General features: G+C 52.2%; 25 protein-coding genes. 3 read left to right on the top strand and 22 right to left on the bottom strand.

The genetic code is table 11. From position 1 onward, the window contains the following. Positions 1–59: 59 nt before the first annotated feature. Positions 60–1,325: an L-lactate MFS transporter gene (locus LOK74_RS06300; RefSeq protein ID WP_230045800.1), complete on the bottom strand. Its 1,266-nt coding sequence runs from the start codon at positions 1,323–1,325 to the stop codon at positions 60–62. A 361-nt stretch (positions 1,326–1,686) separates the two neighbouring features. Between LOK74_RS06300 and fdhD the strand changes: the two genes are divergently transcribed. Further along, positions 1,687–2,493, top strand: coding sequence for a formate dehydrogenase accessory sulfurtransferase FdhD (gene fdhD / locus LOK74_RS06295; RefSeq protein ID WP_230045799.1), 807 nt, complete (start codon positions 1,687–1,689; stop codon positions 2,491–2,493). A gap of 20 nt (positions 2,494–2,513) precedes the next feature. Here the strand turns inward: fdhD and LOK74_RS06290 are convergent, their stop codons facing one another. The 3 genes from LOK74_RS06290 to LOK74_RS06280 form a co-directional block, all read right to left on the bottom strand. Continuing rightward, positions 2,514–3,824: a polysaccharide deacetylase family protein gene (locus LOK74_RS06290; protein ID WP_230045798.1), complete on the bottom strand. Its 1,311-nt coding sequence runs from the start codon at positions 3,822–3,824 to the stop codon at positions 2,514–2,516. A gap of 136 nt (positions 3,825–3,960) precedes the next feature. Further along, positions 3,961–4,383: a DUF1284 domain-containing protein gene (locus tag LOK74_RS06285; protein WP_230045782.1), complete on the bottom strand. Its 423-nt coding sequence runs from the start codon at positions 4,381–4,383 to the stop codon at positions 3,961–3,963. After that, positions 4,380–4,571 carry a hypothetical protein gene (locus LOK74_RS06280; RefSeq protein ID WP_230045780.1) on the bottom strand — a complete coding sequence of 64 codons (192 nt, stop codon included), beginning with the start codon at positions 4,569–4,571 and terminating at the stop codon, positions 4,380–4,382. The genes LOK74_RS06285 and LOK74_RS06280 overlap by 4 nt, the downstream gene beginning before the upstream one ends. Before the next feature lie 298 nt (positions 4,572–4,869). Between LOK74_RS06280 and LOK74_RS06275 the strand changes: the two genes are divergently transcribed. Next, entirely contained in the window at positions 4,870–5,025 is a 156-nt protein-coding gene (locus tag LOK74_RS06275; protein WP_230045779.1) for a hypothetical protein, read from the top strand. A gap of 105 nt (positions 5,026–5,130) precedes the next feature. Further along, complete coding sequence (gene pdaA, locus LOK74_RS06270; protein WP_230045778.1) at positions 5,131–5,934, top strand: delta-lactam-biosynthetic de-N-acetylase; 804 nt, start codon at positions 5,131–5,133, stop codon at positions 5,932–5,934. A 71-nt stretch (positions 5,935–6,005) separates the two neighbouring features. Here the strand turns inward: pdaA and LOK74_RS06265 are convergent, their stop codons facing one another. The 18 genes from LOK74_RS06265 to rpsP all read right to left on the bottom strand — a co-directional run bounded on the left by LOK74_RS06265 (position 6,006) and on the right by rpsP (position 21,270). Further along, positions 6,006–6,719 (bottom strand): stalk domain-containing protein, encoded by a 714-nt coding sequence (locus tag LOK74_RS06265; RefSeq protein ID WP_230045777.1) that lies wholly within the window; start codon positions 6,717–6,719, stop codon positions 6,006–6,008. A gap of 377 nt (positions 6,720–7,096) precedes the next feature. Next, positions 7,097–7,924 (bottom strand): prohibitin family protein, encoded by an 828-nt coding sequence (locus tag LOK74_RS06260; RefSeq protein WP_230045776.1) that lies wholly within the window; start codon positions 7,922–7,924, stop codon positions 7,097–7,099. A 425-nt stretch (positions 7,925–8,349) separates the two neighbouring features. Next, a complete protein-coding gene (locus LOK74_RS06255) occupies positions 8,350–9,909 on the bottom strand; it encodes a YifB family Mg chelatase-like AAA ATPase (RefSeq protein WP_230045769.1) in 1,560 nt (519 codons plus the stop codon). 226 nt (positions 9,910–10,135) lie between these two features. Next, positions 10,136–11,098, bottom strand: a complete 963-nt coding sequence (gene coaA, locus LOK74_RS06250) for a type I pantothenate kinase (protein ID WP_230046925.1) — start codon at positions 11,096–11,098, stop codon at positions 10,136–10,138. 146 nt (positions 11,099–11,244) lie between these two features. Beyond that, positions 11,245–11,946, bottom strand: a complete 702-nt coding sequence (deoD, locus tag LOK74_RS06245; RefSeq protein ID WP_230045767.1) for a purine-nucleoside phosphorylase — start codon at positions 11,944–11,946, stop codon at positions 11,245–11,247. A gap of 123 nt (positions 11,947–12,069) precedes the next feature. Further along, a complete protein-coding gene (locus LOK74_RS06240) occupies positions 12,070–12,711 on the bottom strand; it encodes a 4'-phosphopantetheinyl transferase family protein (protein ID WP_230046924.1) in 642 nt (213 codons plus the stop codon). Between the two features lie 398 nt (positions 12,712–13,109). Then, positions 13,110–13,475: a YraN family protein gene (locus LOK74_RS06235; RefSeq protein WP_230045765.1), complete on the bottom strand. Its 366-nt coding sequence runs from the start codon at positions 13,473–13,475 to the stop codon at positions 13,110–13,112. Then, complete coding sequence (locus LOK74_RS06230; RefSeq protein WP_230045760.1) at positions 13,468–13,764, bottom strand: EscU/YscU/HrcU family type III secretion system export apparatus switch protein; 297 nt, start codon at positions 13,762–13,764, stop codon at positions 13,468–13,470. Before LOK74_RS06230 ends, LOK74_RS06235 begins: the two co-directional genes overlap by 8 nt. Beyond that, positions 13,761–15,842, bottom strand: coding sequence for a hypothetical protein (locus LOK74_RS06225; RefSeq protein WP_230045746.1), 2,082 nt, complete (start codon positions 15,840–15,842; stop codon positions 13,761–13,763). Before LOK74_RS06225 ends, LOK74_RS06230 begins: the two co-directional genes overlap by 4 nt. Before the next feature lie 52 nt (positions 15,843–15,894). Further along, positions 15,895–16,692, bottom strand: coding sequence for a ribonuclease HII (locus LOK74_RS06220; protein WP_230045744.1), 798 nt, complete (start codon positions 16,690–16,692; stop codon positions 15,895–15,897). A 95-nt stretch (positions 16,693–16,787) separates the two neighbouring features. After that, complete coding sequence (gene ylqF, locus LOK74_RS06215; protein WP_230045742.1) at positions 16,788–17,699, bottom strand: ribosome biogenesis GTPase YlqF; 912 nt, start codon at positions 17,697–17,699, stop codon at positions 16,788–16,790. A 10-nt stretch (positions 17,700–17,709) separates the two neighbouring features. Further along, positions 17,710–18,273, bottom strand: coding sequence for a signal peptidase I (lepB, locus tag LOK74_RS06210; RefSeq protein WP_230045736.1), 564 nt, complete (start codon positions 18,271–18,273; stop codon positions 17,710–17,712). Between the two features lie 228 nt (positions 18,274–18,501). Continuing rightward, complete coding sequence (gene rplS / locus LOK74_RS06205; RefSeq protein WP_230045734.1) at positions 18,502–18,849, bottom strand: 50S ribosomal protein L19; 348 nt, start codon at positions 18,847–18,849, stop codon at positions 18,502–18,504. A 143-nt stretch (positions 18,850–18,992) separates the two neighbouring features. Continuing rightward, a complete protein-coding gene (trmD, locus tag LOK74_RS06200; protein WP_230045730.1) occupies positions 18,993–19,745 on the bottom strand; it encodes a tRNA (guanosine(37)-N1)-methyltransferase TrmD in 753 nt (250 codons plus the stop codon). 20 nt (positions 19,746–19,765) lie between these two features. Beyond that, the gene (gene rimM / locus LOK74_RS06195) at positions 19,766–20,275 is read right to left on the bottom strand and encodes a ribosome maturation factor RimM (RefSeq protein WP_230046923.1); all 510 of its coding nucleotides are present in this window, start codon (positions 20,273–20,275) and stop codon (positions 19,766–19,768) included. Position 20,276: 1 nt separating this feature from the next. Continuing rightward, positions 20,277–20,696, bottom strand: coding sequence for a YlqD family protein (locus LOK74_RS06190; protein ID WP_230045728.1), 420 nt, complete (start codon positions 20,694–20,696; stop codon positions 20,277–20,279). Between the two features lie 49 nt (positions 20,697–20,745). After that, on the bottom strand, positions 20,746–20,973 hold the full coding sequence (locus LOK74_RS06185) for a KH domain-containing protein (RefSeq protein WP_230045726.1): 228 nt from the start codon (positions 20,971–20,973) through the stop codon (positions 20,746–20,748). Between the two features lie 24 nt (positions 20,974–20,997). Beyond that, a complete protein-coding gene (gene rpsP / locus LOK74_RS06180; RefSeq protein ID WP_230045708.1) occupies positions 20,998–21,270 on the bottom strand; it encodes a 30S ribosomal protein S16 in 273 nt (90 codons plus the stop codon). Positions 21,271–21,348 lie beyond the last annotated feature (78 nt).

Raw genomic sequence — 21,348 nt, 5'->3', positions numbered from 1 at the left:
GTCGTACAAATATTGTATCACTGGCTGCAGCGTTTAGCAATGAGCCCGCTTCAGATCGATCAGCCAGCCAGATCCATCTGTCTCTGCTCGTTAATCGCCTGCAGCTTTCGGATATCCAATCGAATCAGCAGCGAGACGATCAAAGCGATCACGAACATCCCGGCAAAGATGTAGAGTGTTGCCGTATAGCTGTTCGTGGTCTCACGCACCCAACTAGCCAGGATCGGTCCGGCCAGTCCGGCAGCCGCCCAAGCCGTCAGGATATAACCGTGAATCGCCCCTAGCTGCTTGGTGCCAAACAGGTCGCCGATGTAGGCGGGAATGGAGGCAAAGCCGCCACCGTAGCAGGTCAGAATCAAGAAGACAATCAGTTGGAACAGCAGTGCTTGAGTGACAGTCGGCAGCAGGAAGAAAGCAATCACCTGAATAATGAAAAAGGCGGTATACGTATTTGGTCTGCCGATATAGTCGGACAGCGAGGCCCAACCGATTCGACCCAAACCGTTGAACAGCCCCATCAATCCAACCATGGTAGCGGCCGCCAGCGGTGTCATACCCGCAATCTCTTGGGCCATCGGGGAGGCAACGGAGATGACAGCAATCCCGCAAGTGACATTGATGAAGAGCATTAACCAGAGCCAGTAGAAACGCAGTGTCTTCACCGCTTCATTGGCAGTCAGCTGGGACAAGTCGGTTACCGGTTTTTTCTGGCCGGCATCCAGCTTGGCCTTGTAACCGGCAGGCAGCCATCCCTCGGCCGGTGGTGCGAGATACTGGGAAGAACCAAACATCAGCAGGAAATAGACCGCGCCCAGGATGTAAAAGGTGCCGGCGATCCCGACGCTATCGATCAATCGGGCCATGATCGGACTGCTGATCAACGAGGCGAAACCAAAGCCCATAATCGCAAGCCCGGTAGCCAGTCCGCGCCTGTCAGGAAACCATTTGACCAGTGTAGAAACAGGTGTGATGTACCCGACCCCAAGTCCGATGCCGCCCAGTACGCCGTAGAACAGATACAACAGATAAATAGATTCCAAACTGACGGCTAGACCTGAGCCCGCGATGCCCAACCCGAAAAAGATCGAAGCCAATGTTCCCGCTTTGCGAGGACCATGCCGCTCCACGTAGTGGCCCAAAAAGGCGGCAGAAAGGCCGAGAAACAAGATAGCGATGCTGAAGGTCAGGGATACTTCCTGCAACCCCCAGTTAAACTGATTCATCAGTGGCTTGGTAAATACGCTCCATGCGTACACCGAACCAATCGAGATGTGGATTCCCACTGCTGCTGCTGCGATGAGCCAGCGGTTTTTGTGTGTCTGCATCTCTGATTCATCCCCTTCTGTCGATTTTGTGTAAAAAAGAAAACTGCCGCAAATCTCCCAAGAAGGACATACATTTGTCCCATCATTGAGATATGCGGCAGTTAATCTTTAGCAGGATCGCTACCAAGCATCAACTACACAAGTCGGTATGCCGTGCAATGCCGTGACCGGGAACAGGAGCGCTATTCCGTGTCAAGGCCATTCGGCTAAATATGTAACAATATTGTGACACAAACCGTTCATGCAGTATACTATCATGAAAACGCATTCATCGCAACAAGTTTGCACAATTTTTGTGATGATTTGACAAGGTATGCTAAGATGGTGAGCAGTTAGCTGTGAACGTGAGGAGGATCGGGAGATGGCTGTACGATCAGCGACGACAACCCATTCCACTGCCAGATACCATGACGGTGTCTGGGTTTTGGAGGAAGATGAGATTGCGGTAGAGTATCCGTTGACGATTTTTGTCAACGACGAAGAATTTGCTACTGTCGTTTGTACCCCTGATGATCTGGAAGAGATGGTGATCGGTTTCTTGGCGTCGGAAGGAGTGATTAGCTCCTATCAGGACGTAAAGCAATTATTGATTGACACCAACAAGGGATTTGCCTATGCCGACCTCCAGTACGAGCTGAAGCTGGAGCAAAGTTTTTATGCAAAGCGAAGGATTACCTCCTGCTGTGGGAAAAGCCGGCAATCCTTTTATTTTTTCAGTGACGCCCGTACGGCAAAGCCAGTTGAGAGCAAGGCGCTCGTAACCGTTGACGCCTGCCAGCGGCTAATGGATGAACTGCAGCAGGGATCGCTGATTCACCAGAGTACAGGCGGTGTACACAATGCCGCTCTGTGCACCACTCAGGGCATCGTTGTCCGCTATTCCGACATTGGCCGCCACAACGCGCTGGATAAAATCTATGGCTACTGCCTGCAAAATCAAGTCGAAATGACCGATAAACTGCTGGTTTTCAGCGGCCGCATCTCATCAGAAGTCCTGCTGAAAGCAGCAAAAATCGGTGCCGGGATCTTGATCTCCAAGTCGGCACCGACTGATCTGGCCTTAACACTAGCCGAAGAATTGGGGATTACGGCAATTGGGTTTGTCCGCAATGGCAAAATGAATGTGTACACGGGAACGGAACGGGTTGTAACGGCGACAGACAAATGATCAGAACAGCAGCGGATCGTTCACTCGGGTCTTATCGGATCGAGGATCTGCTCACTATCGAACAGCGGCAGCAGGCGATCGCGCTGTGTTTTGAAGGCAAGACCATCGATATGACGCCGATCCATCATCAGCACTTCCGGCGTTTGCTTGCGATACGGAGCAGGGCCGACTGAACAAAGCACATCGAAACCAGCGTCGATCAGATAGCGATGCTTTTTGCTGCCGGTTTCCACCCGACTCCCGTAGGGATAGATGTAAACCGAAGTAGGACCAAGCAGCGGCTCTACTTCCCGCTTCCATCGTGCGGTATCGGCAACCAGCCGCTGATAGCTCACTTTATTGGCATCCAGGTGTCCATACCCATGGGAGGCAAAAGTCCAACCCGTTTCTTTTAGCCGCTGAATTACGCTCATCACTTCCTGCTTCACCTGCTGGTAATCGGGAGCATCAATCAGATTGGTACGATAGCCCAAGACCCCTTCATAGCCTGTCAGAGCGATAATCCCTTTTGCCCCTTGATGGGAAAAGTCAGGGTGTTCCTCTACAAATCGATCGAGGATCGGAATAATCTCGTTGTCATAAGCAATCTCCTCATGCCCCTCGGGAGTTCGGGAATAGGTCGCAATCTTGTTCTGGGCATCGAGGACCAGCTTGTATGCATTTCCGTTCTGCCGCATGTATTCGTAATAGTTGAGGTCATCGATGGAGAGAATCAGCGGTTTTTTCCCCTCTGGCAACATGAGTTGAGCCGCCTGGAGCACCTGCTTCCCTTCTACGGTCTGTCGTTCGTACAGAGAATGGATATCAATCAGGATGTAGTTCTTTTCATAGAGGGAGGCGATGACTTTCTCAAATTCACTTACTGTGACGAACCAATCGTCATACCCCTTGGACATGGCGTCTTGGTCAAAAGCAAGCTCAGGATAGGCAATCAACGGATGAAAGAAAATATGCTCTACCGGTCCCTCGTATGGGACCAACTCAACCGCTGGCGGCTCGGCTGTCTGCTCTGTGGTGACAGTTGCATGGTTAGCGCTGTGGCTCTCCTCGCCGGCAGATGGTTCCGTCTGCTGTTGTGCGCTCTGCCTCGCCGCTTCTGAACGTTCAGTGGCTCCAGACCATTCTGACGATGCTGCTGACGCAGTGGACGCAACTGACTCGGAGTCTCCCGCTATGGGCGAACTTCTCTGCTCGACATCCTTCTCCCCTGTTCCGCCTATCATCTCCTGGCCTTGTTCCATCTGTACGACAGGCAAGGAGCACCCGGCATTGATTACCATGACAAATAACACGATTACTTGAGCAAATCGAACCAGACTTTTGCGCATCATCCATCCTCCTCTACTCCACACCGTTTGACGACGGGTAAGCGGCTAACGTTTCCCCCTGTCTCAAACTTTGCAAAGGTGGTTGGAGGATGATTTGCAACTCCTCTCGTTTGCTCCGCTAAGTACAGTTCCTATCGCGTCAAGCCTCTTCTTTCAATCTGGCGATGCCGGTCTTGCAAACGCCGTAGGAGAGCCATGAACATCCGTCGCACAACCGTTCCAGATCATCAGGCTGGACACGCTCCCGGGTAAGCGCCACAAGCTGCGACTTTACGTAGGTACTGCCTTCGACCAAGCCTAGATGTTCGATCACGTTGCGGTCGAGCCTTTGTACATGTTCCTCCGACTCAGGTCCTGCCACACACTTTTCTTCGCCCTTATTAGGGCAAGCCATGCAGGTATCATCAAAGCCACGTACGACCCGAATCGGAAAATCCCGTTCCGGGTCGCGGATCTCTTGTACAATCGCCGCCATTTTTTCTATAAAGGCCGGGCTGTAGCCCATCCCCTGGAATCCATGCACACATAACAGATGGTGACCTCTTAGAACGACAGCTTTCATCTGTTCCCCTCCATTTGCTCCTCTCGATCGGCCTGCGGCACGGTTTCCCGTTTTTGCTGACAAGGGCGGCATTGGGCAAGCGGGTATATCATACGATAAAACCCGGTTTTAAACACGATTGGTGCTGTCTCTGCGGGAACCAACTGTTCGCAGTACATGCAGTAAGCATAACTGCTCGACGCCTGCATCTCCTTCAACCTCATTTCCCTTTTGGAATAGATCATCTGTTGGTTATTGTATGTGGTTGTCCATCGAATGAGAACGATTATTTTACAAAAACCGACAAATCCTGTCAGATTCCCCTGCGCCTTGATACGGCGAGGAGCAAGGCCCTCCCTCCTTATTGTAGCGGACAACCCTCTGCAAGGCAAAAATTGCAGCAGGCCGTAGTTTTTTCAGGTTGAAGCACTGCTCTTAAAGACATACTAACATGAACGGTATAAGTGTCTGTTCATTGACAAACAAGAGATGCAAGGGGTGAAGCTTATGCATGAGCAGCAACCAGAGGCAGTTGAAGGAGCGGCTGAATCGGAGAAGCTGATTGGCCTGATGGAGATGGTCAATGCAAAAGGAGATGTTGGGGAAATCAGGGACGTGTTCCACCGCACGGAGGAAACCGTAGAAGAGAAACAGGGCACATAACTTTTCCATCCCGTTGACACAATAACGCCTGAGGCTCGTGATTCGTACATCATGAGTCATCGCAAAATCTATCGCTTTCTTGGCTCAAGGAGTTGTCGTGTAACCATGTTGAAAAGATGTATCGCCATCCTCTCAACCATTGTGCTGCTAGTCTCCCTGTTGCCGCTGTATACCGCCGCTGCCGATCAGAACCAACCGTTCCACTTTGGATTCAAGAAAAGCAAAAACGGGCAGCTTCCCTCTATTGATCAGGAGGGATTCAAATCGATCCTGGAGAAACACGGCTCGATTTTTCTGGGGGACACAACCAAACGGGAGGTGTACCTCACGTTTGACAACGGGTATGAGAATGGCTACACCGCCGACATCCTGGATATCTTGCGGGTGAAAAAGGTGCCAGCCACGTTTTTTGTCACCGGACATTATGTGAAAGATCAACCTGAACTGCTGAAACGAATGGCAGCAGAAGGCCACGTGATCGGAAACCATTCCTGGAGTCATCCGGACATGACCCGGATTTCCAACGATGAGATCAAACAGGAGTTGGACAGAGTGAAGCAGGCTGTTGCTGAACTGACAGGACAAAAAGAGATGCACTACTTGCGTCCACCAAGAGGCATCTTTAGTGAACGGACTTTGGCTGTCAGCAAACAACTGGGCTATACCAACGTATTTTGGTCGCTGGCCTACAAAGATTGGGATACCAAAGTACAGAAGGGACGGGAGTACGCTTATCGGAACGTGATGGGCCAGCTGCATCCCGGAGCGGTGATCCTGCTCCATTCGGTATCCAGAGACAATGCGGAAGCTTTGGGAAACATCATCGATGACGCACGGAAACAGGGATATGAATTCAAAAGCCTGGACCACCTCTTGACAGGAGGGATGTCCGACGGATTCCTCCCCTGATCCATGGAAAAGAAAACTCCCTTGTTTGGAGCAAGGGAGTTTTCTGCATTGCATGGTTGTAACAGTCTTTCTTAATCAAGCTCGACGTCTTCATCGTCCGGGTCACCGCTGAATTCGTGCAACTCATCGTCGTCATCGGTGTCGTAGATCGTGCCCTCAATTTCTGCATCCTCGAACTCGTTCCAGATATCGTCACAAATATCTTCGACGAGCTCCTCTTTGTCTCCCTTGGAGAGATTTTCCCAATCATCCTGGTATTCACCCAGATCAATCTCAATCTCTACCTCAATGTTGTCTTCATCGCCGTCCAGTTTGATGTCCCACTCTAAACCTTCGTAATCGCCGTAATCATCGTTGAGATCATCTTCCAACTCGTCGATCTGATCCTGGACGTCGTCTTCATCGTCCCGCTGGTTCAGGCGGTCTTTCGCATCTTTCAGCTGCTTCTCCAGACTTTCGATTGTCGAATTTTTTCTGGCAATTTCCGCTTCCAAGGCAGCGATGCGGGTATCCGGAATATCGGTCACGTCGATCGTGTATGTAGTGCCGTTCCAGGCAATATTCTTGTTGAACAAGGTCGTCATCATCCGCAGCGGAACATAGGTGGTTCCATTGATGATAAACGGTTCAATCTGCGTCGGAACTACTACACCGTTATGTCTGATTTTGATGTCGTGGTAGATCGCTTGCACGTTTTTCGTCTCAACGGCAGCATTTGTGCTAGCCGGCAGCACTCCCGCCAACAGTAGCGAAGACATGGCTACGATTGTACTTTTTTTCCACATCTGAAAAAACCTCCTCAAGATCTAGTCGTTTCATACCGTGTTTGCAATAGAAGCTCGATTTCTTACCTCATCTCGGGGCTGCACGTATCTGTTTTCCGATATTTCCTCTAATCCAGGCTCCTAGCCGCTACAACTGCTGGAGGTACTGCCGCACAGGAAGCCAAGAGTGAAGAGCACGTACACCTCCTCAGAATTGGCGCTGGACATCCCTTTCTATTATCTTCCTTTCTGTGTTTTTTGTGAATAGTTAATTAGATATAATTCAGAAATAATCTTGTAAATGTGTCCAAAAACAAACAAAAATAACAGGCCGCCGACAATTTCGTTGCCAGCGGCTTTGTTGCATCATTTGCTCCATGTACCGGATGCATGCCGGTTTATTGATCCACATTAATAAACGGAGTAGCTCCTCCTGTTACGTTGGGCAGCTTGCCGTCCCATTTGCGGATCGCCTCCAACTGCGCCTCAATCTTGCGAAGTTGAATCAGTTCCGGTGTCACTTCCTGCTTCTGCAGCCTTAACGCTTCGGCTTGGGCTTGCGCCTTGGTGATTTCCTGTTCTTTTTCGATCTTGATTCGCTCCAGGTCCAGCTTCGATTTCAGCGCTTGCTGCTCGGCAACCTGCTTCGCTTCGATCGCACGGTTGTACTCTTCACTGAACATAAACTCGCGAATATTGATCTCATCCAAAATGATGTTGTATTCAGACAGCTTTTCTTTTAGTACATCTTTTACCTTGGCACTTACTTCCGATCGCTTGGAGATCAATTCTTCCGCCGTATATTGAGCAGTGACTGCTTTTAACGATTCGGCAATCGCCGGATCAACAATTCGGCTGCTGTACTCCATGCCTACCTGTTGATACAGTTTGTTTACGTTATTGGCGTCAAGGTGATGGTTTACCGCGATCGTGGTCGATACCGTTTGCAGATCGCGAGAAGCAGAGGTTTGGCTCGTTTCGGTTTTCTGTACCCTTACTTCCATTGGAATGACGGTCTGCATAAACGGAATTTTAAAATGAAGCCCCTCATCCAATACTTCTGGCTGAACCGCCCCTAGCTGCAGGACTACCCCGCGGTGACCGGCCTCTACGATCGTGACCGACTGGAAGACGAGTACAGCTGCCAATATGACGATGAGGATAGCAGTGACCGCTTTCCCGGCACCAAATTTGGGATTCATGTTTACCACGTTTTGTTTCTCCATGTTGACCTAATCTTCCCCTTTCGTTGCAAATGAAATGAAGAACAATATGTAATACGAATCAATCAAACCGTAGTTTCAGGCAAAATGTTCCCTATTTCCTGTCTTCGCCGTGAACGACCTCTACAAGAAGGCTGTCTGCTTTCATAAAAAGCGGCCAACCGGATTCCGTACCGGGCTGGCCTGTTGAAACGAATAATAAGCGCAGATGTTGTCTCCCTTATCTTTTTCGAAATGCCCTTCGCTCGGCATACGGTACACAGGCGGCGCATACTTTGACCGATCTTCCCTGATCGTCGCGGTAATCCCGGGAATCTTTTGTTCTCCTTCCGCAAACCGTACACTTCACCCCAAAAAGCCATGACAACATGGTTGTCCCTCCCTCATCTGAATATTGACAAAGCGTACATGTTCCTTTCAACCAGCGGCTAGGAAATGGTATGCGTCCGATCAAACGCACGGTAACGGATCGCCTCCGCGACATGTCCCGCCTCCACCTGTTCAGCGCACTCCAGGTCAGCGATGGTTCGGGCAACACGAAGGATGCGGTCATAGGCGCGGGCGCTTAAACCCATCGTCTCAAAAGCGAGTCGCAACAGTTCCTGTCCCTCCTGGTCCAATCGGGCATGAAGCCGGAGTTCTTCTCCGTTCATACCGCTGTTAAAGGGAAAGTGACTGCGCTGGGAATAGCGGACGTGCTGAACAGCTCGCGCCTGTTCTACCCGACTGCGGATCGCCTCGGAAGGTTCTTCGATCCGCCTCTCTCCCAACAATTCAACCGGCACCCGCGGCACCTCTAGGTGGATGTCGATCCGATCCAACAGAGGACCGGACAGACGCGACCGATACCGCTGGATTTGCTGCAGGGTACAGGTGCAGTCCTGCTGATTGCGCGTTCCGTAAAACCCGCACGGACAGGGGTTCATACTCCCGACGAGCAAAAACCGGGCCGGGTAGGTAAACACCTGCTTTGCTCTCGCAATCGTGACGCATCCTGACTCTAGCGGCTGACGCAGCACTTCCAGCACATGACGGGAAAACTCCGGCATTTCATCGAGAAACAAAATACCACAATGGGCCAGGCTGCATTCTCCTGGACGTGCCGTGTGCGCCCCTCCGCCAACCAGAGCGACTTGGGTGATGGTATGGTGCGGTGCCCGGAACGGCCGATCGGTGAGCAATCCGCCAGATTCGGGAAGCTGTCCGGCAATGCTGTATACTTTCGTCACGTCGAATGATTCGTCGATACTCATCTTGGGCATGATCGATGGCAGACAGTTGGCTAGCAGAGTCTTGCCGGAACCTGGCGGCCCGATCAAAAGCACGTTGTGAAAACCTGCTGCCGCCACTTCCAGACCTCGCTTGACGGCTGCCTGTCCGATCACATCGCGAAAGTCGTGCCCACTCTCCTGGTGCAGCGAATCGCGGGGTATGATTTGCCCCTTCCGTTCATTAATCTTCTCCATATGTGCCTCGATGGGACGGGAAGTTGTCCACTGCCCCACCGCTTCTCCCAGATCGGCGGCAGGGAGTACGGTTAGGTCTACCAACTCCGCTTCCGCCCGATTGCCCTCCGGCAAGATGACGTGGGTAAACCCCTCGCGCTTCGCGGTCAACAGTATCGGCAGCACTCCTGGCACCGCTCGCAACGAACCGTCCAAGGTGAGCTCTCCGAGAATTAACGCCGGTTGTTCCCGCTGTGGTATCTGACCGGAAGCGAGCAAAATCCCGAGCGCCATCGCCAAATCAAAAGCCGACCCTTCCTTGCGCAGATCTGCCGGAGCCAAATTGACGGTAATCCGCTGCAGCGGAAACTGAAATCCTCCGTTGCGCAGTGCTGCCCGCACCCGATTGCGCGCTTCCTTTATGGCAGACCCGCCCAGACCAACGACGTCAAACTGCGGCAATCCATTGGCCAGATCTACCTCCACTGCCACCATCATTCCCTCTATTCCGTGTACGGTTCCCGAGTAGATACGAGCGTACATACCCCTCCTCCTTTATATTCTAGACTAGTTAAAGACAGAGGGTTGTACAATTAATATTGTCAGGAGAGGAAAGAGAGGACCTGATACGTGCTGCCACGTACAGAAAAAGTCATCATCTCCCTTCCAACTAGTGCAAAATAACCAGGCAAGCTCAAATGCAGATAAGTCCAATAGGATGTATCCTGCCCTGCATCCCGTTGCCCCCCGGCGTTGTTCAGCTATGCGGCTACAACTTACGCATCATCACCCGCTGGACAGAGTGATCGGCCGCCTTTTCCAGGATCAGTTGGGCTCTGTCCTTGGTTGGCACTATGTTTTCTCTCAGATTGAGCAGATTGATTTCCCGCCAGATGCGTGTAGCGGTGGAAACCGCTTCTTCATCGGTCAGATTGGCATAGCGGTGAAAATACGATTCGGCCTTCTGAAACGCTGTATGACGCAGCATCTTGAACCGCTCGACATACCAGTTGGCGATATCCTGTTCGCGTGCATCCACATAGATGGAGAAGTCGAAGAAATCAGACACGAACACCTGCGGAGTATGCTTTTTCCGTGTTCCCTTCGCAATCTGCAAGACATTTAATCCTTCGACTATGACGATGTCTGGCTGTCTGACGATCTGGTACTCACCTGGCACAATGTCATACGCCAAGTGGGAGTAGACAGGCGCTTTCACCTCCGGATCCCCTGACTTCACGCGGGCCATGAATTCGATCAGCTTGCGGACGTCATAACTCTCCGGAAATCCTTTTCGCTTCATGATCCCTCGCTGCTCCAATATCCGGTTCGGATAAAGAAAACCGTCGGTGGTAACCAGCTCCACCTTCGGATGATTCGGCCAACGAGCCAACAATGCCTGCAGAATTCGCGCCGTGGTCGACTTCCCTACCGCCACACTCCCACCAATCCCGATGATGTAAGGCACCTTTTGTGTACGGTTATTAAGGAACGTGTACGTCGCGTTGTACAGTTCCTGTCTAGCCCCTACATGGAGATTGAGCAGACGTGAGAGTGGCAGGTAGATTTCGGCAACTTCCTCCAGTGAGATCTGTTCGTTCAAGCCCCGCAGTTTCATCAGATCGGCTTCGCGCAAAGAAAGCGGCGTCGCATCCCGTAAGCGCTTCCACTCTTCCCGGTTAAACGTGATATAGGGGGAATAGCTTTTTGTATCGAGTGAGTGTTGAGACATCTGGTTTACCCCTTTTCCTATTCTCTCTGACACTCCTGGTACGTGAATCATCAATGGAGCCTCCGTTAACTATATCAACCGATGGTTACAGGATCAATTGCAAAAGAGGACTGGATGCGCCGGACAGCCTCTTCTGCCGACTTGACTCAAACGGTCTCCAGCGCAATCTCGATCATCTCGTGGAAAGTGGTCTGCCGCTCCTCCGCTGTCGTTTCCTCACCTGTCAAAATGTGATCGCTAACAGTGAGTACGGACAGCGCATGCACGCCAAACTTGGCCGCGAGAGTATAAAGTGCCGCCGTCTCCATCTCTAGCGCAAGAATCTGATGATCAGCCCACTGCTTGACACTCTCCTGATCTTCGTTATAAAACGTGTCACTCGTCAGCACGCTGCCCACTTTTACCGACAGGTTGCGCTGATCTGCCCGTTGATAAGCCGCGTGCAGCAACCCGAAATCAGCTGTCGGAGCAAAGTCAATTTTCCCGTTGAAACGAAGCCGGTTGACCGCCGAATCGGTTGATGCACTCATCGCTAAGATCACATCGCGAACTTTTACATCCTGCTGAATGGCGCCACATGTTCCGACACGAATCAAATTCTTCACACCATAACTATTAATTAGTTCGTGGACATAAATCGAGATCGAGGGAATCCCCATCCCGGTTCCCTGGACGGATACACGTTTTCCCTTATAAGTTCCGGTATACCCCAGCATGCCGCGAACCGTATTGTAACAGACTGCACCTTCGAGAAATGTTTCTGCTATGTATTTGGCCCGCAACGGATCACCCGGCAGCAGGATCGATTCAGCAATCTCATGTTCTTTTGCTCCAATGTGAACACTCATCTTACACAGTCTCCTTCATCCATATTTTCCCTTTTGCTATAGTTCCTTAGCTCCTCCAAGTATAAACCAAAAAAGAGAACGATAAAACGAAAAAAAGCCTTCCCCATTGCGAGGAAGCTGCTGTTACGACAGTACGCACAATTGGGCGAAATCAAGGCGGCGCAGCTGACAGCGGGGAGGAGTGGAAAAATGGCTGCTGTCCACTGCAACGGAACAGAGAAAATCCGGCGGCAGTTTGTAAGTGTAAAACTGATAGCGATCGTCTCCCTCCTGTTCATCGCCACATGGCACGTAAAATGACTTCGGTGGTAGAGAGAACCCCAGGCCAGCCGCTTTCATCACGGCTTCCTTACGAGTCCAAATCAAATAAAAGGCTTCTCGTCTCGCCTCTAGGCTGGGTCGTTTCTGTACGTAGTCGATCTCCTCATCGACAAATACGGTTGACATCACTTCAAAGTGATCCTTCACCATTCGTTCCACGTCGATACCCGTCTGCTCCCATGGCGAAAGAACACAAACAATCATCCCCTTGGTGTGAGACAGGTTGAAGTACAGGCCTTCTGCCCGCATGGACGGATCGAGAAACAGCTTGCCGTACCCATTCTTGACAAACTGCACCTCCCTGGGCTTCACATTAAGCCGCTCCGCCAACCGTGTCTTAAGCAGAATACGTCCTGTAATGAATTCAACTTTTTTCCATTCAACACGATAGCGCTGGTAGGTCTCACGCTCCTCCCTGCTCAGCAGATCAAACTGCTGTTCCACTACGTCCAACGATACCTGATCGGGTACTGGTACCCAATAGATCTCCAGTCTCTCGATAGCAAGTGCCTCCTTTTTCCGTCAGTCTACTTTGTCCCTGCTCCAGATGAATTCCATCAAATGGTATCACACTTTTCGCAAAGGAGTCATGCCATAGATAAAAAAAGGCCTCTCCTAGGCGGAGAGGCAATGAAACGTTGAAGCTTGGAGGAGTTCATCGCGTCGAGTACACTATATCTTACGTTTGCCCTATTCAACCTGCTGTAGACATCTCCCCAGAAGGCATGCCCATTTCACTCATCATCCAGCCCAAATCCATCTTTTTCCCAGCTGTATGCAAGCGCTGAGTTGTGCGCAGATCGCAGCCGTTTTTGGTTATTTCAAGGTGGATGGAACATCTGCTAAAAAGCGTTGACGATATGTTCAACCACCGGCGTCCTGCTCCCATCGGGTGCGATCGTTACGCAGATCACGTCAAACCGAATCTGTCGCCCGCTTCCCTCTCGCTGCTGTAGATAACAGAGAGCTGCTTCCCGCAGTTTTTGCCGTTTCCGCCACGAAATCGATTCGGCCCCGGTACCCTGCCTGATTCCACTCCGTGTACGTACCTCCACAAAAACCAGCATGCCCCTGTCCACAGCGACAATATCTAGCTCAGCAGTACGAAAACGGATGTTGCGTCCCAGGATGCTGTAGCCCTGCTCCACCAGCCGCTGTGCCGCTACCTGTTCTCCGTAGCGGCCTAGCTGAATTCTCGCCTTACTCATGAAATGGCCCTTTCTTGTCCAACTGATAGACAAATGCCAAAATCTCAGCGACGACCTGGTACAACTCAGGTGGTATCTGTTGATCGAGATCCAGCTTGCCCAATACTTCCACCAGGGAAGGGTCTTCCTGAACAGGAATCCGGTGTTCTTTTGCCTGTTTTAAAATGTTTTCTGCAACAAATCCTTTCCCTTTGGCGACGACAGTCGGTGCCTCGTCCGCGCCAGCCTGGTACCGAAGCGCGACAGCCTGTTTCCGCTTCGTCTGCTCCGATGCAGTCGATCGGTTCATACGCGAATGTCAACTCCCCTGTACGAAGTGGGTAGGCGGGCTCCAGTAGAGGTTTTGACCTGCTGTCTCTCTTCCGGCAACGGCTGCACACGCAATCCGGACAATTGATAGCCAGCATCCCGCATCTGTTCGATGAACGGGCCTCTCAACTGATGAACCAGATCATCCAGCCACGGCTGGTCATTATAAATATTGACATTGATGATGCGATTGACAATGTTGACGTCAAGCATCGTAATTCCCAACCGATTCAGATCAAGATTAAAGAACAAGCGGCAATTCTCCGGGTCCAACTCTCCACTCTCTTTTTTCTTGGACTCAATCTGGATAAACGCAGTCTCTTCTCCGTGATCTGTGCGCAGGGGAAGCTGCAGCACCAGTTGGCTCAACGCCTGATGTTGGGGAGAGAGCAGCATCAGTTGCTGTCCTGTGACCTGTTGCAGTAGTGTCTCCGCAGCATCAACCATCCCTTTTGGCAAAGAGCTAGAATGGGATTGCGTCAGCTGGAGCAGCATCGACTTCACAGACTCGATGCGCTGTTCGGCGGCCGGGTGTCCTGCCTCATGAAAACGAAGGGAGGCAATCTGACGTTCATGCATCAGACCGACTTTTTGCAGAAAATCGCGAATGGGAAATGTTTTGTCATCCGATGCGGTAACGGACGATCTTGCTGCAGCCTCGGATAGGCTATTACCGGATTGGCTGGCACTTGTATTCCCTCGAGACAAAGCAAGTTCACCAGCCGCATCGTTCGCCGTGTTCCATCCCGCTAGGGGACTCCCTGCCGCTGCTGATGTCCGACCTGCGGATTGTGCATCTGCTCTCCCGTGTTGGTTGGCAGGCTGCTCAGCCCCATCATCAGGCAAACGGCCAGCAAATATCGATGCCGTCAGTTGGGCTTCCGAACGAGCAACCACAGAAGTGGCAGGAGCGCTCATTCCGTTGTTGTTGGGAGATTTCCCCCCTTCCGCTGAGACGGCCGACACTGTTCCCGTCGCCGCTGCTTGACTGCTCCCTCCGGCTGAGCGCTGTTGATCAGCAGGGGGAAGAGTGGGATCGAAACCAGCCGTACTCATATCTCCCTGAGGGTGGAACGCTGTGGGAGAGTGACTGACCTGCCCCAAGGGTTGTTGGACAGATGCTGATCCCGAAGGCAAAATGACAGCAATACTTCCCTGTGGGCTTCGTACCGCTCCCCCCCACTGTATGCCGCCATCACGGCCTCCAGCGGCTTGGTTAGGCACAATGGACTGTACCGACTGCTGCCCGGGAAGCGGGGGTTGGGTATGAAGCTGAGTGTTCCCTCCAATAGCCGTTTGAGCTGTTGTCCCTGTTCCGCTTGTTTGTCCTGAAGGAGCAGTTGACAAGGTGGGTGGCAGTGATCCTGTATCTGAGCTCAATTGCACCGGACTGGGAAGCGAGAGCGGCAGCGTAAGCAGTTGCTGCCGCAATGAGGTGACAAGTTGAACGAGTGGACCGTTCTGTCCCTGACGCTGAGAGGCAAAAGCATCCGCTTGATTGAGAAAGGCTTGGATGCTGTCAGATAGGGAAGCAGAGGAAAAGAAAGCCTTCAACGCCAGTACGACGTCCTTGCTGAGCGGGAGGCTGCGCTTCTGAGCGAATAAAAAGGCTTGCAGCAGTTGGTCGCTTCCTCCATGCGTCTTGGCCAGCTTGACATACGCATCGACCACCTCCCTGGTTACTGGCTGCCCCTCCCTGATCAGCGCTTGGACTACCTCTCTCGTCTCATTGCTGTCAGCCAGTCCGAGAGAGCGGATCAGCCCCTCTAGAGAGGCATCTTGGGTCTGATGTGAACCTTCGTGAGAAGCCAGTACTTTAAACGAGATCGGGTGGGATGTTGGCTGTACCTGCAGCCATGCTTTTTGCCCCGCTTCCAGATTGGTTTCCAGTCGCACATGTACCTGGGCCCCGCCAATCTGCACAAGGGCCATCTGGTCGGGATAAAGCTTTAACACGGTACCTTTCAGTACTTGTCCTGGGGAGAATTCTAGCTGTTTGGACCCACTTGGGGTGACCCGATTCATAAGCGTCGTCAGTAATTGTGCAGGTTGAAACAAAACAATCTCCCCTCCCAATGTTTACGGCTAAATCCCAAGCACGCTCATCCAGTCATGTCGATGATTGTGATTGGCCCACCTTTTCTTTTACTCCACCGAACGTACGCCGGTGGATGGGACACGGCCCGTGTATCTCCAATGCCCGCAGATGCTCCTCTGTAGCATACCCGGCGTGTTTGTCAAACCCATATTCGGGGTGAATCTTGGCATATTCAGCCATCAGTTGATCCCGTGTCACTTTTGCCACAATCGAAGCAGCAGCAATCGAGACGCTTTTCCCGTCTCCACCGACGATGGGTACTTGTTCACAGGGGAGATCGGGAATATGTAAAGCGTCAATCAGACAGACGTCAGGCTCTGCACCAGCATTTGCTACAGCCAGCCTCATCGCTTCACGTGTCGCTTCCAGGATGTTGATCTCATCAATACGCTCTGCCGGTACAGCACCAATCCCCACTCCCAGCGCATCCCGCAGGATCACCTCGTAATAGGCCTGACGCAATACGGGCGGCACTTTCTTGGAATCGTCCAATCCAGGCAGGTAAAAATCCTCTGGCAAAGCAACTGCACAAGCAACAACTGGACCCGCAAGCGGTCCTCTGCCTACCTCATCAATGCCGAACAGCAATCTTTTTCCCTGTTCCCGAAGTTGCCGCTCGTACGTGGTCATCTCGAGCCACCGCGCTTGTTCTCTCTCGCGGCGGGCAGCCTGGGCTGACAACTGCCGTCCGATAGCAGCAACCCCTTTTCGAGGGTCAGCGAGCAGCCTGTCGATCAGCTCTGACGGGATCTCGTCCAATTGACTTACGTGTTCTCTTATTTCCACTATCGACATATTTTCCAGGTTCATTAAACTGTTTCTCCTCAGTATGTAAAAATGAAAAAATACCGCCTACCGTTAATGGTAGACGGAGTTTATGGGTAGTGCAATTCTTTTTCCAAACCCTATCTTTCCAAATCGGCCTGCGAGAGCGAAAGCGGCCTGCCGATCGGTTCCGCCATCTGCCAGTCAATCGGCCGCTCCAACGAGATGGCGCCTAGTTTGGCGGAACGCAGTTCTCGCAAGAAGATTTCGGCTGCTTTGTCGTAGTCCACTTCCCCTCCGGCGACCAGGCAGCCCCGCTTTGCGGCTACCTGCTCCAGCATCGCTACTCGTTCCGCGGGCAGTTCGTCCAGCTTGAACCGCTCGGTCAGCCGCTCCGGATAGTAGTGCATCATGTATGCGATGGCGAACAAAGCTACTTCTGTAAAGTCGATTAGTTCATCTTTGATTGCGCCACTTGCGGCAAGACGCAGCCCGACCATCTGATCCTCAAACTTGGGCCACAATATCCCTGGGGTATCCAGCAGTTCCAACTGATCTCCCATCTTGACCCACTGCTGTGCTTTGGTGACGGCCGGGCGGTCTCCCGTCTTGGCGACTGCCCGTTTGGCCAGTCGATTGATCAGAGAAGACTTGCCTACATTGGGGATGCCGAGGATCATGATTCGAATCGCACGCGCCTGCATTCCTCGCTCCGCCCGTCTGCTCAGCATCTCCGCAGCCAGTTCCTGACAAATACCCGGCAGTCGGTTGACGCCTTTGCCGCTCAGCGCATCTATTGGCAGGGTACGCAGCCCGTGTGACGAGCGGAAATACTCTACCCACTGCTCCGTCACTTCTCGGTCTGCCAGATCCGCTTTGTTGAGCAGGATCAGACGAGGCTTGTCGGCAACGATCTCGTCGATCATCGGATTGCGGCTGGAAAGCGGAAGTCGGGCATCCAACAACTCGATCACCACATCGATCTGCTTCAACTTTTCTGTTACCTGGCGACGAGCTTTGGCCATGTGGCCAGGAAACCATTGGATCGTCACACCGGTTCACCTACCTCGTCCAGCGGATTTGATCGAGCGGCCAAAAAACAAACTCGGCCCGTCCAACGACTGTCCCGGTTCCGACAGAGCCAATCGCTCGGCTGTCGCGGCTGTTTTGCCGGTTGTCGCCCAAGACGAAAATCTGTCCCTCCGGAACGGTGACAGGGCCGAAGTCCTCCGTAAGCGGCTCGTCGTCTCCCCTTACTTTTTCCCTGTTTTCCGCCAGGTATGGCTCCGGGACGGCCTTTCCATTAACGTACAAGGTATCGTCACGCATCTCCACTGTGTCGCCGGCTACGCCGATCACACGCTTGATGTAATCGCGCTCCGCCTCAGCGTGGAACACGACAATATCGCCCCGCTGGGGCTCTTGCAGATAGTAGATCGCCTTGTTTACCACTAGTTTTTCATTGTTGTGCAGAGTCGTCTCCATCGATTCGCCTTCCACGATGAACGGCGCAAACAAGAAGGTTCGGATCAGGAAGGCGAGCGCGACCGCAACAGCCAGGGCCTTGATCCATTCCCACGCTTCTTTTTTGCCCTTGCCTTGGCTGGAGGTTTTCTCTTCGGTCATAGTGTGTCCTCCTGCTTCATATCGCTGACAGTCCGCAGCGCTTTTCGGGGTCAGAAAAACAAAGGGGGACTGGAACCCCAGACCCCCCTGTTCGAGAAAAACGACGAGCGCTTTTCGTCTTGATGCTTATGTTGATCCCCCCAAGTTTCAAATCCCGCATGTGCCATCCCCGGCAAACAGGGAAGGTGAGGGGCTGTGAGAAAGTGATAGGGGGAATATCCGCTCCGATTAACGGCGAATCTCCTTGATACGTGCTGCTTTCCCAACACGATCGCGCAGATAATACAGTTTTGCCCGGCGAACACGGCCATGACGCACAACCTCGATTTTGTCGATCTTCGGTGTGTGCAGCGGGAACGTACGCTCAACGCCTACGCCATACGAGATCTTGCGCACCGTAAAAGTCTCGCTGATGCCGGTACCGCGACGACGAATCACAACGCCTTCAAAAATCTGAATACGCTCGCGCTGACCCTCGACAACCTTTACGTGCACACGTACGGTGTCACCTGGCCGGAACGCAGGAAGATCCTGTTTCAATTGCTCTTTTTCCAGTTCACGGATCACTTGTTTCATTTGACTCCCTCCTTCCGATCAGACGTTCATACTCGCCTTCAGCAAGTCGGCCAACTGCCGACGTACGAGTAGCGGACCGCCTTAGTCAGCGGGCAAAATTGCCACAAGAAATATTTTAACACACCCAGGATGTGCCGACAAGTCTAATCCTTCGCTCGGCCACTGTTTTTTCGTTCCTCTTCCAGTTCGGCTAGCAGTGCTTTCATCTCAGGTGTGAGTTCAATCTGATCCAGCAGTTCCGGCCGCCGCTCCATCGTCCGTCTAAGCGACTCTTTCAGCCGCCAGTGCTCGATGTTGGCGTGATGGCCCGACAGGAGGATGTCTGGTACTTTCCAGCCGCGGAATTCAGGCGGACGGGTATAGTGGGGATGTTCCAGCAACCCGGTGGAGAACGAATCGGCCACGGCAGAACGCTCATTGCCCAACGCGCCTGGAAGCAAACGGACGACACTGTCTACAACCACCATTGCCGCTAATTCACCACCAGTCAGCACGTAATCGCCGATTGATACTTCGTCTGTGACGAGATGCTCGCGGATTCGCTCATCGTATCCCTCGTAATGACCACAGACCAGCACGAGATGTTGTTCCTGTGACAGTTCTTCAGCCAACTGCTGTCTGTACGGTTTGCCCTGTGGACACATCAGGATTACCCGCGGCTTCGCCTGCTCGCTGACCGCTTCGACGGCGTTGAACAGCGGTTCCGGTTTTAGCACCATGCCCCCTCCGCCGCCGTACGGCATATCGTCGACGGTACCGTGCTTGCTCTCGGAATAATCTCGAAAGTTGACGACACGATACTGTACGATTCCTTTTTCTGCTGCCTTGCCCAGAATGCTTGCCCCCAGTACGCCCTCAAACATTTCCGGAAACAAGGTAAGGATGTCGATCCGCATGAACGGCCTCCTTTTGCACGCTACACCAAGCCTTCCATCAGGTGACAGACGACGCGTTTGTTTTCCACGTCCACCTGCTTGATGCACTCATCGATATATGGGAGATAGATCTCGCCCCGCTCCCCGCGAACGACCCAGACGTCGTTTGCTCCGGGCTGCAGCACGTCGACTATCTTGCCGAGCACCTCTCCCTCGTCTGTCACTACTTCACAGCCAACCAACTGGTGGATGTAATACTCGTCTTCCTCCAGTTCCATCAGGTCGTCTTCTGATATCTTCAGTTCTCCACCCTTAAATTTTTCCACATCGTTGATCGAGTCATATCCGGCAAACTTGAGCAGTTCAAATCCTTTATGCTGACGCCATGATGCCACTGTCAACAGAAGCGGTTCTCGCAGCGTCGGATGAAACAGATAAAGTTGACTTCCCGTTTTAAAGCGTTCCTGCGGAAAGTCGGTTGTTGAGATCACTCTTACTTCGCCGCGCAGCCCCTGTGTATTGACCAGCTTTCCTACACCAAAGTAACGCATTTCACTCACTCTGCCCTCCTTGGCGAATCTCTGCAATAACCCCGTCTTTTAAAATGATTTCCGTCGCACCCATAATTTCATCCCATACATCGCCAACGTCAACCTGTACACTGCTTTCGACGGTGGTATAGTGGATCTCGCATCCTTCCGGAAGGTTCTCAACCTGCTTGATCTGAAACTGCAGCATCTCTACCTTTTCCTTGCGAGTCCGCTCTTCTCGGTCCACCCGATCCAGTGCCAGTTTGTACGCTTCACCAGACTTCTTCTGTGCTTCTGACAGCAGTTTTCTGCTCTGAAATCGCCATTGATCCCACTCGTGGAGCAGTTGTTTTTCTTTCTGTCTGTACTCGGACAAGAGGAGTTTGCGGGATGCTTCTGTGATAATCACCTTTACCTGTACTGGGCGGTGGATCGTAATCATTGCCATTCCTCCTACGCAAAAAAAGCCGGGATCACGCTCCCAGCCTTTTTTATACGATTTCTACCGTAACCCGCTTGTCCGTCTGCACAGCAGCAGCGGCAACTACGGTACGCAGGGCTTTGGCAATGCGGCCTTGCTTGCCGATGATCTTGCCCATGTCGTCAGGGTGGACGGACACTTCAAACATCAGCAGCCGCTCCTTTTCCACTGCGTGTACACGCACTTCTTCCGGATGATCAACCAGAGCTTTTGCGATCGTCTCGATCAACTCTTTCATCGCATGACCCCCCGCGAGAAGCGATTACTTGCCGTATTTTGCTTCGTGTACTTTTGCCAAAACGCCTGCTTTGGACAGCAGGTTGCGCACTGTGTCTGTCGGTGCAGCACCATTCAAAATCCACTTCACAGCCTTATCCTCATCGATGTTGACAACAGCCGGCTGAGCTACTGGATTGTAGTAACCGATTTCCTCGATAAAGCGGCCGTCACGAGGGGAGCGAGAGTCAGCCACCACTACGCGGTAGAATGGATTCTTTTTGGAACCCATGCGCTTCAGACGAATTTTAACTGCCATCGTGTTTCACCTCCTGTTATGATCAACGCCCAATCGCGTCGCCAGTCATTGCTATATCTGAACCATCACGGTCTCGGC

This window comes from Brevibacillus humidisoli, from assembly GCF_020923435.1.
GTDB lineage: Bacteria > Bacillota > Bacilli > Brevibacillales > Brevibacillaceae > Brevibacillus_E > Brevibacillus_E humidisoli.
This window is presented reverse-complemented; position numbering and strand designations above follow the sequence as displayed.

Excerpts from the sequence above, each read along its gene's own strand:
- LOK74_RS06300 (WP_230045800.1), bottom strand. The coding sequence starts at position 1,325 with ATGCAGACACACAAAAACCGCTGGCTCATCGCAGCAGCAGCAGTGGGA.
- fdhD (WP_230045799.1), top strand. The coding sequence starts at position 1,687 with ATGGCTGTACGATCAGCGACGACAACCCATTCCACTGCCAGATACCAT.
- LOK74_RS06290 (WP_230045798.1), bottom strand. The coding sequence starts at position 3,824 with ATGATGCGCAAAAGTCTGGTTCGATTTGCTCAAGTAATCGTGTTATTT.
- LOK74_RS06285 (WP_230045782.1), bottom strand. The coding sequence starts at position 4,383 with ATGAAAGCTGTCGTTCTAAGAGGTCACCATCTGTTATGTGTGCATGGA.
- LOK74_RS06280 (WP_230045780.1), bottom strand. The coding sequence starts at position 4,571 with ATGCAGGCGTCGAGCAGTTATGCTTACTGCATGTACTGCGAACAGTTG.
- LOK74_RS06275 (WP_230045779.1), top strand. The coding sequence starts at position 4,870 with ATGCATGAGCAGCAACCAGAGGCAGTTGAAGGAGCGGCTGAATCGGAG.
- pdaA (WP_230045778.1), top strand. The coding sequence starts at position 5,131 with ATGTTGAAAAGATGTATCGCCATCCTCTCAACCATTGTGCTGCTAGTC.
- LOK74_RS06265 (WP_230045777.1), bottom strand. The coding sequence starts at position 6,719 with ATGTGGAAAAAAAGTACAATCGTAGCCATGTCTTCGCTACTGTTGGCG.
- LOK74_RS06260 (WP_230045776.1), bottom strand. The coding sequence starts at position 7,924 with ATGGAGAAACAAAACGTGGTAAACATGAATCCCAAATTTGGTGCCGGG.
- LOK74_RS06255 (WP_230045769.1), bottom strand. The coding sequence starts at position 9,909 with ATGTACGCTCGTATCTACTCGGGAACCGTACACGGAATAGAGGGAATG.
- coaA (WP_230046925.1), bottom strand. The coding sequence starts at position 11,098 with ATGTCTCAACACTCACTCGATACAAAAAGCTATTCCCCCTATATCACG.
- deoD (WP_230045767.1), bottom strand. The coding sequence starts at position 11,946 with ATGAGTGTTCACATTGGAGCAAAAGAACATGAGATTGCTGAATCGATC.
- LOK74_RS06235 (WP_230045765.1), bottom strand. The coding sequence starts at position 13,475 with ATGAGTAAGGCGAGAATTCAGCTAGGCCGCTACGGAGAACAGGTAGCG.
- LOK74_RS06230 (WP_230045760.1), bottom strand. The coding sequence starts at position 13,764 with ATGAACCGATCGACTGCATCGGAGCAGACGAAGCGGAAACAGGCTGTC.
- LOK74_RS06220 (WP_230045744.1), bottom strand. The coding sequence starts at position 16,692 with ATGAACCTGGAAAATATGTCGATAGTGGAAATAAGAGAACACGTAAGT.
- lepB (WP_230045736.1), bottom strand. The coding sequence starts at position 18,273 with ATGACCGAAGAGAAAACCTCCAGCCAAGGCAAGGGCAAAAAAGAAGCG.
- rplS (WP_230045734.1), bottom strand. The coding sequence starts at position 18,849 with ATGAAACAAGTGATCCGTGAACTGGAAAAAGAGCAATTGAAACAGGAT.
- trmD (WP_230045730.1), bottom strand. The coding sequence starts at position 19,745 with ATGCGGATCGACATCCTTACCTTGTTTCCGGAAATGTTTGAGGGCGTA.
- rimM (WP_230046923.1), bottom strand. The coding sequence starts at position 20,275 with ATGCGTTACTTTGGTGTAGGAAAGCTGGTCAATACACAGGGGCTGCGC.
- LOK74_RS06190 (WP_230045728.1), bottom strand. The coding sequence starts at position 20,696 with ATGATTACGATCCACCGCCCAGTACAGGTAAAGGTGATTATCACAGAA.
- LOK74_RS06185 (WP_230045726.1), bottom strand. The coding sequence starts at position 20,973 with ATGAAAGAGTTGATCGAGACGATCGCAAAAGCTCTGGTTGATCATCCG.
- rpsP (WP_230045708.1), bottom strand. The coding sequence starts at position 21,270 with ATGGCAGTTAAAATTCGTCTGAAGCGCATGGGTTCCAAAAAGAATCCA.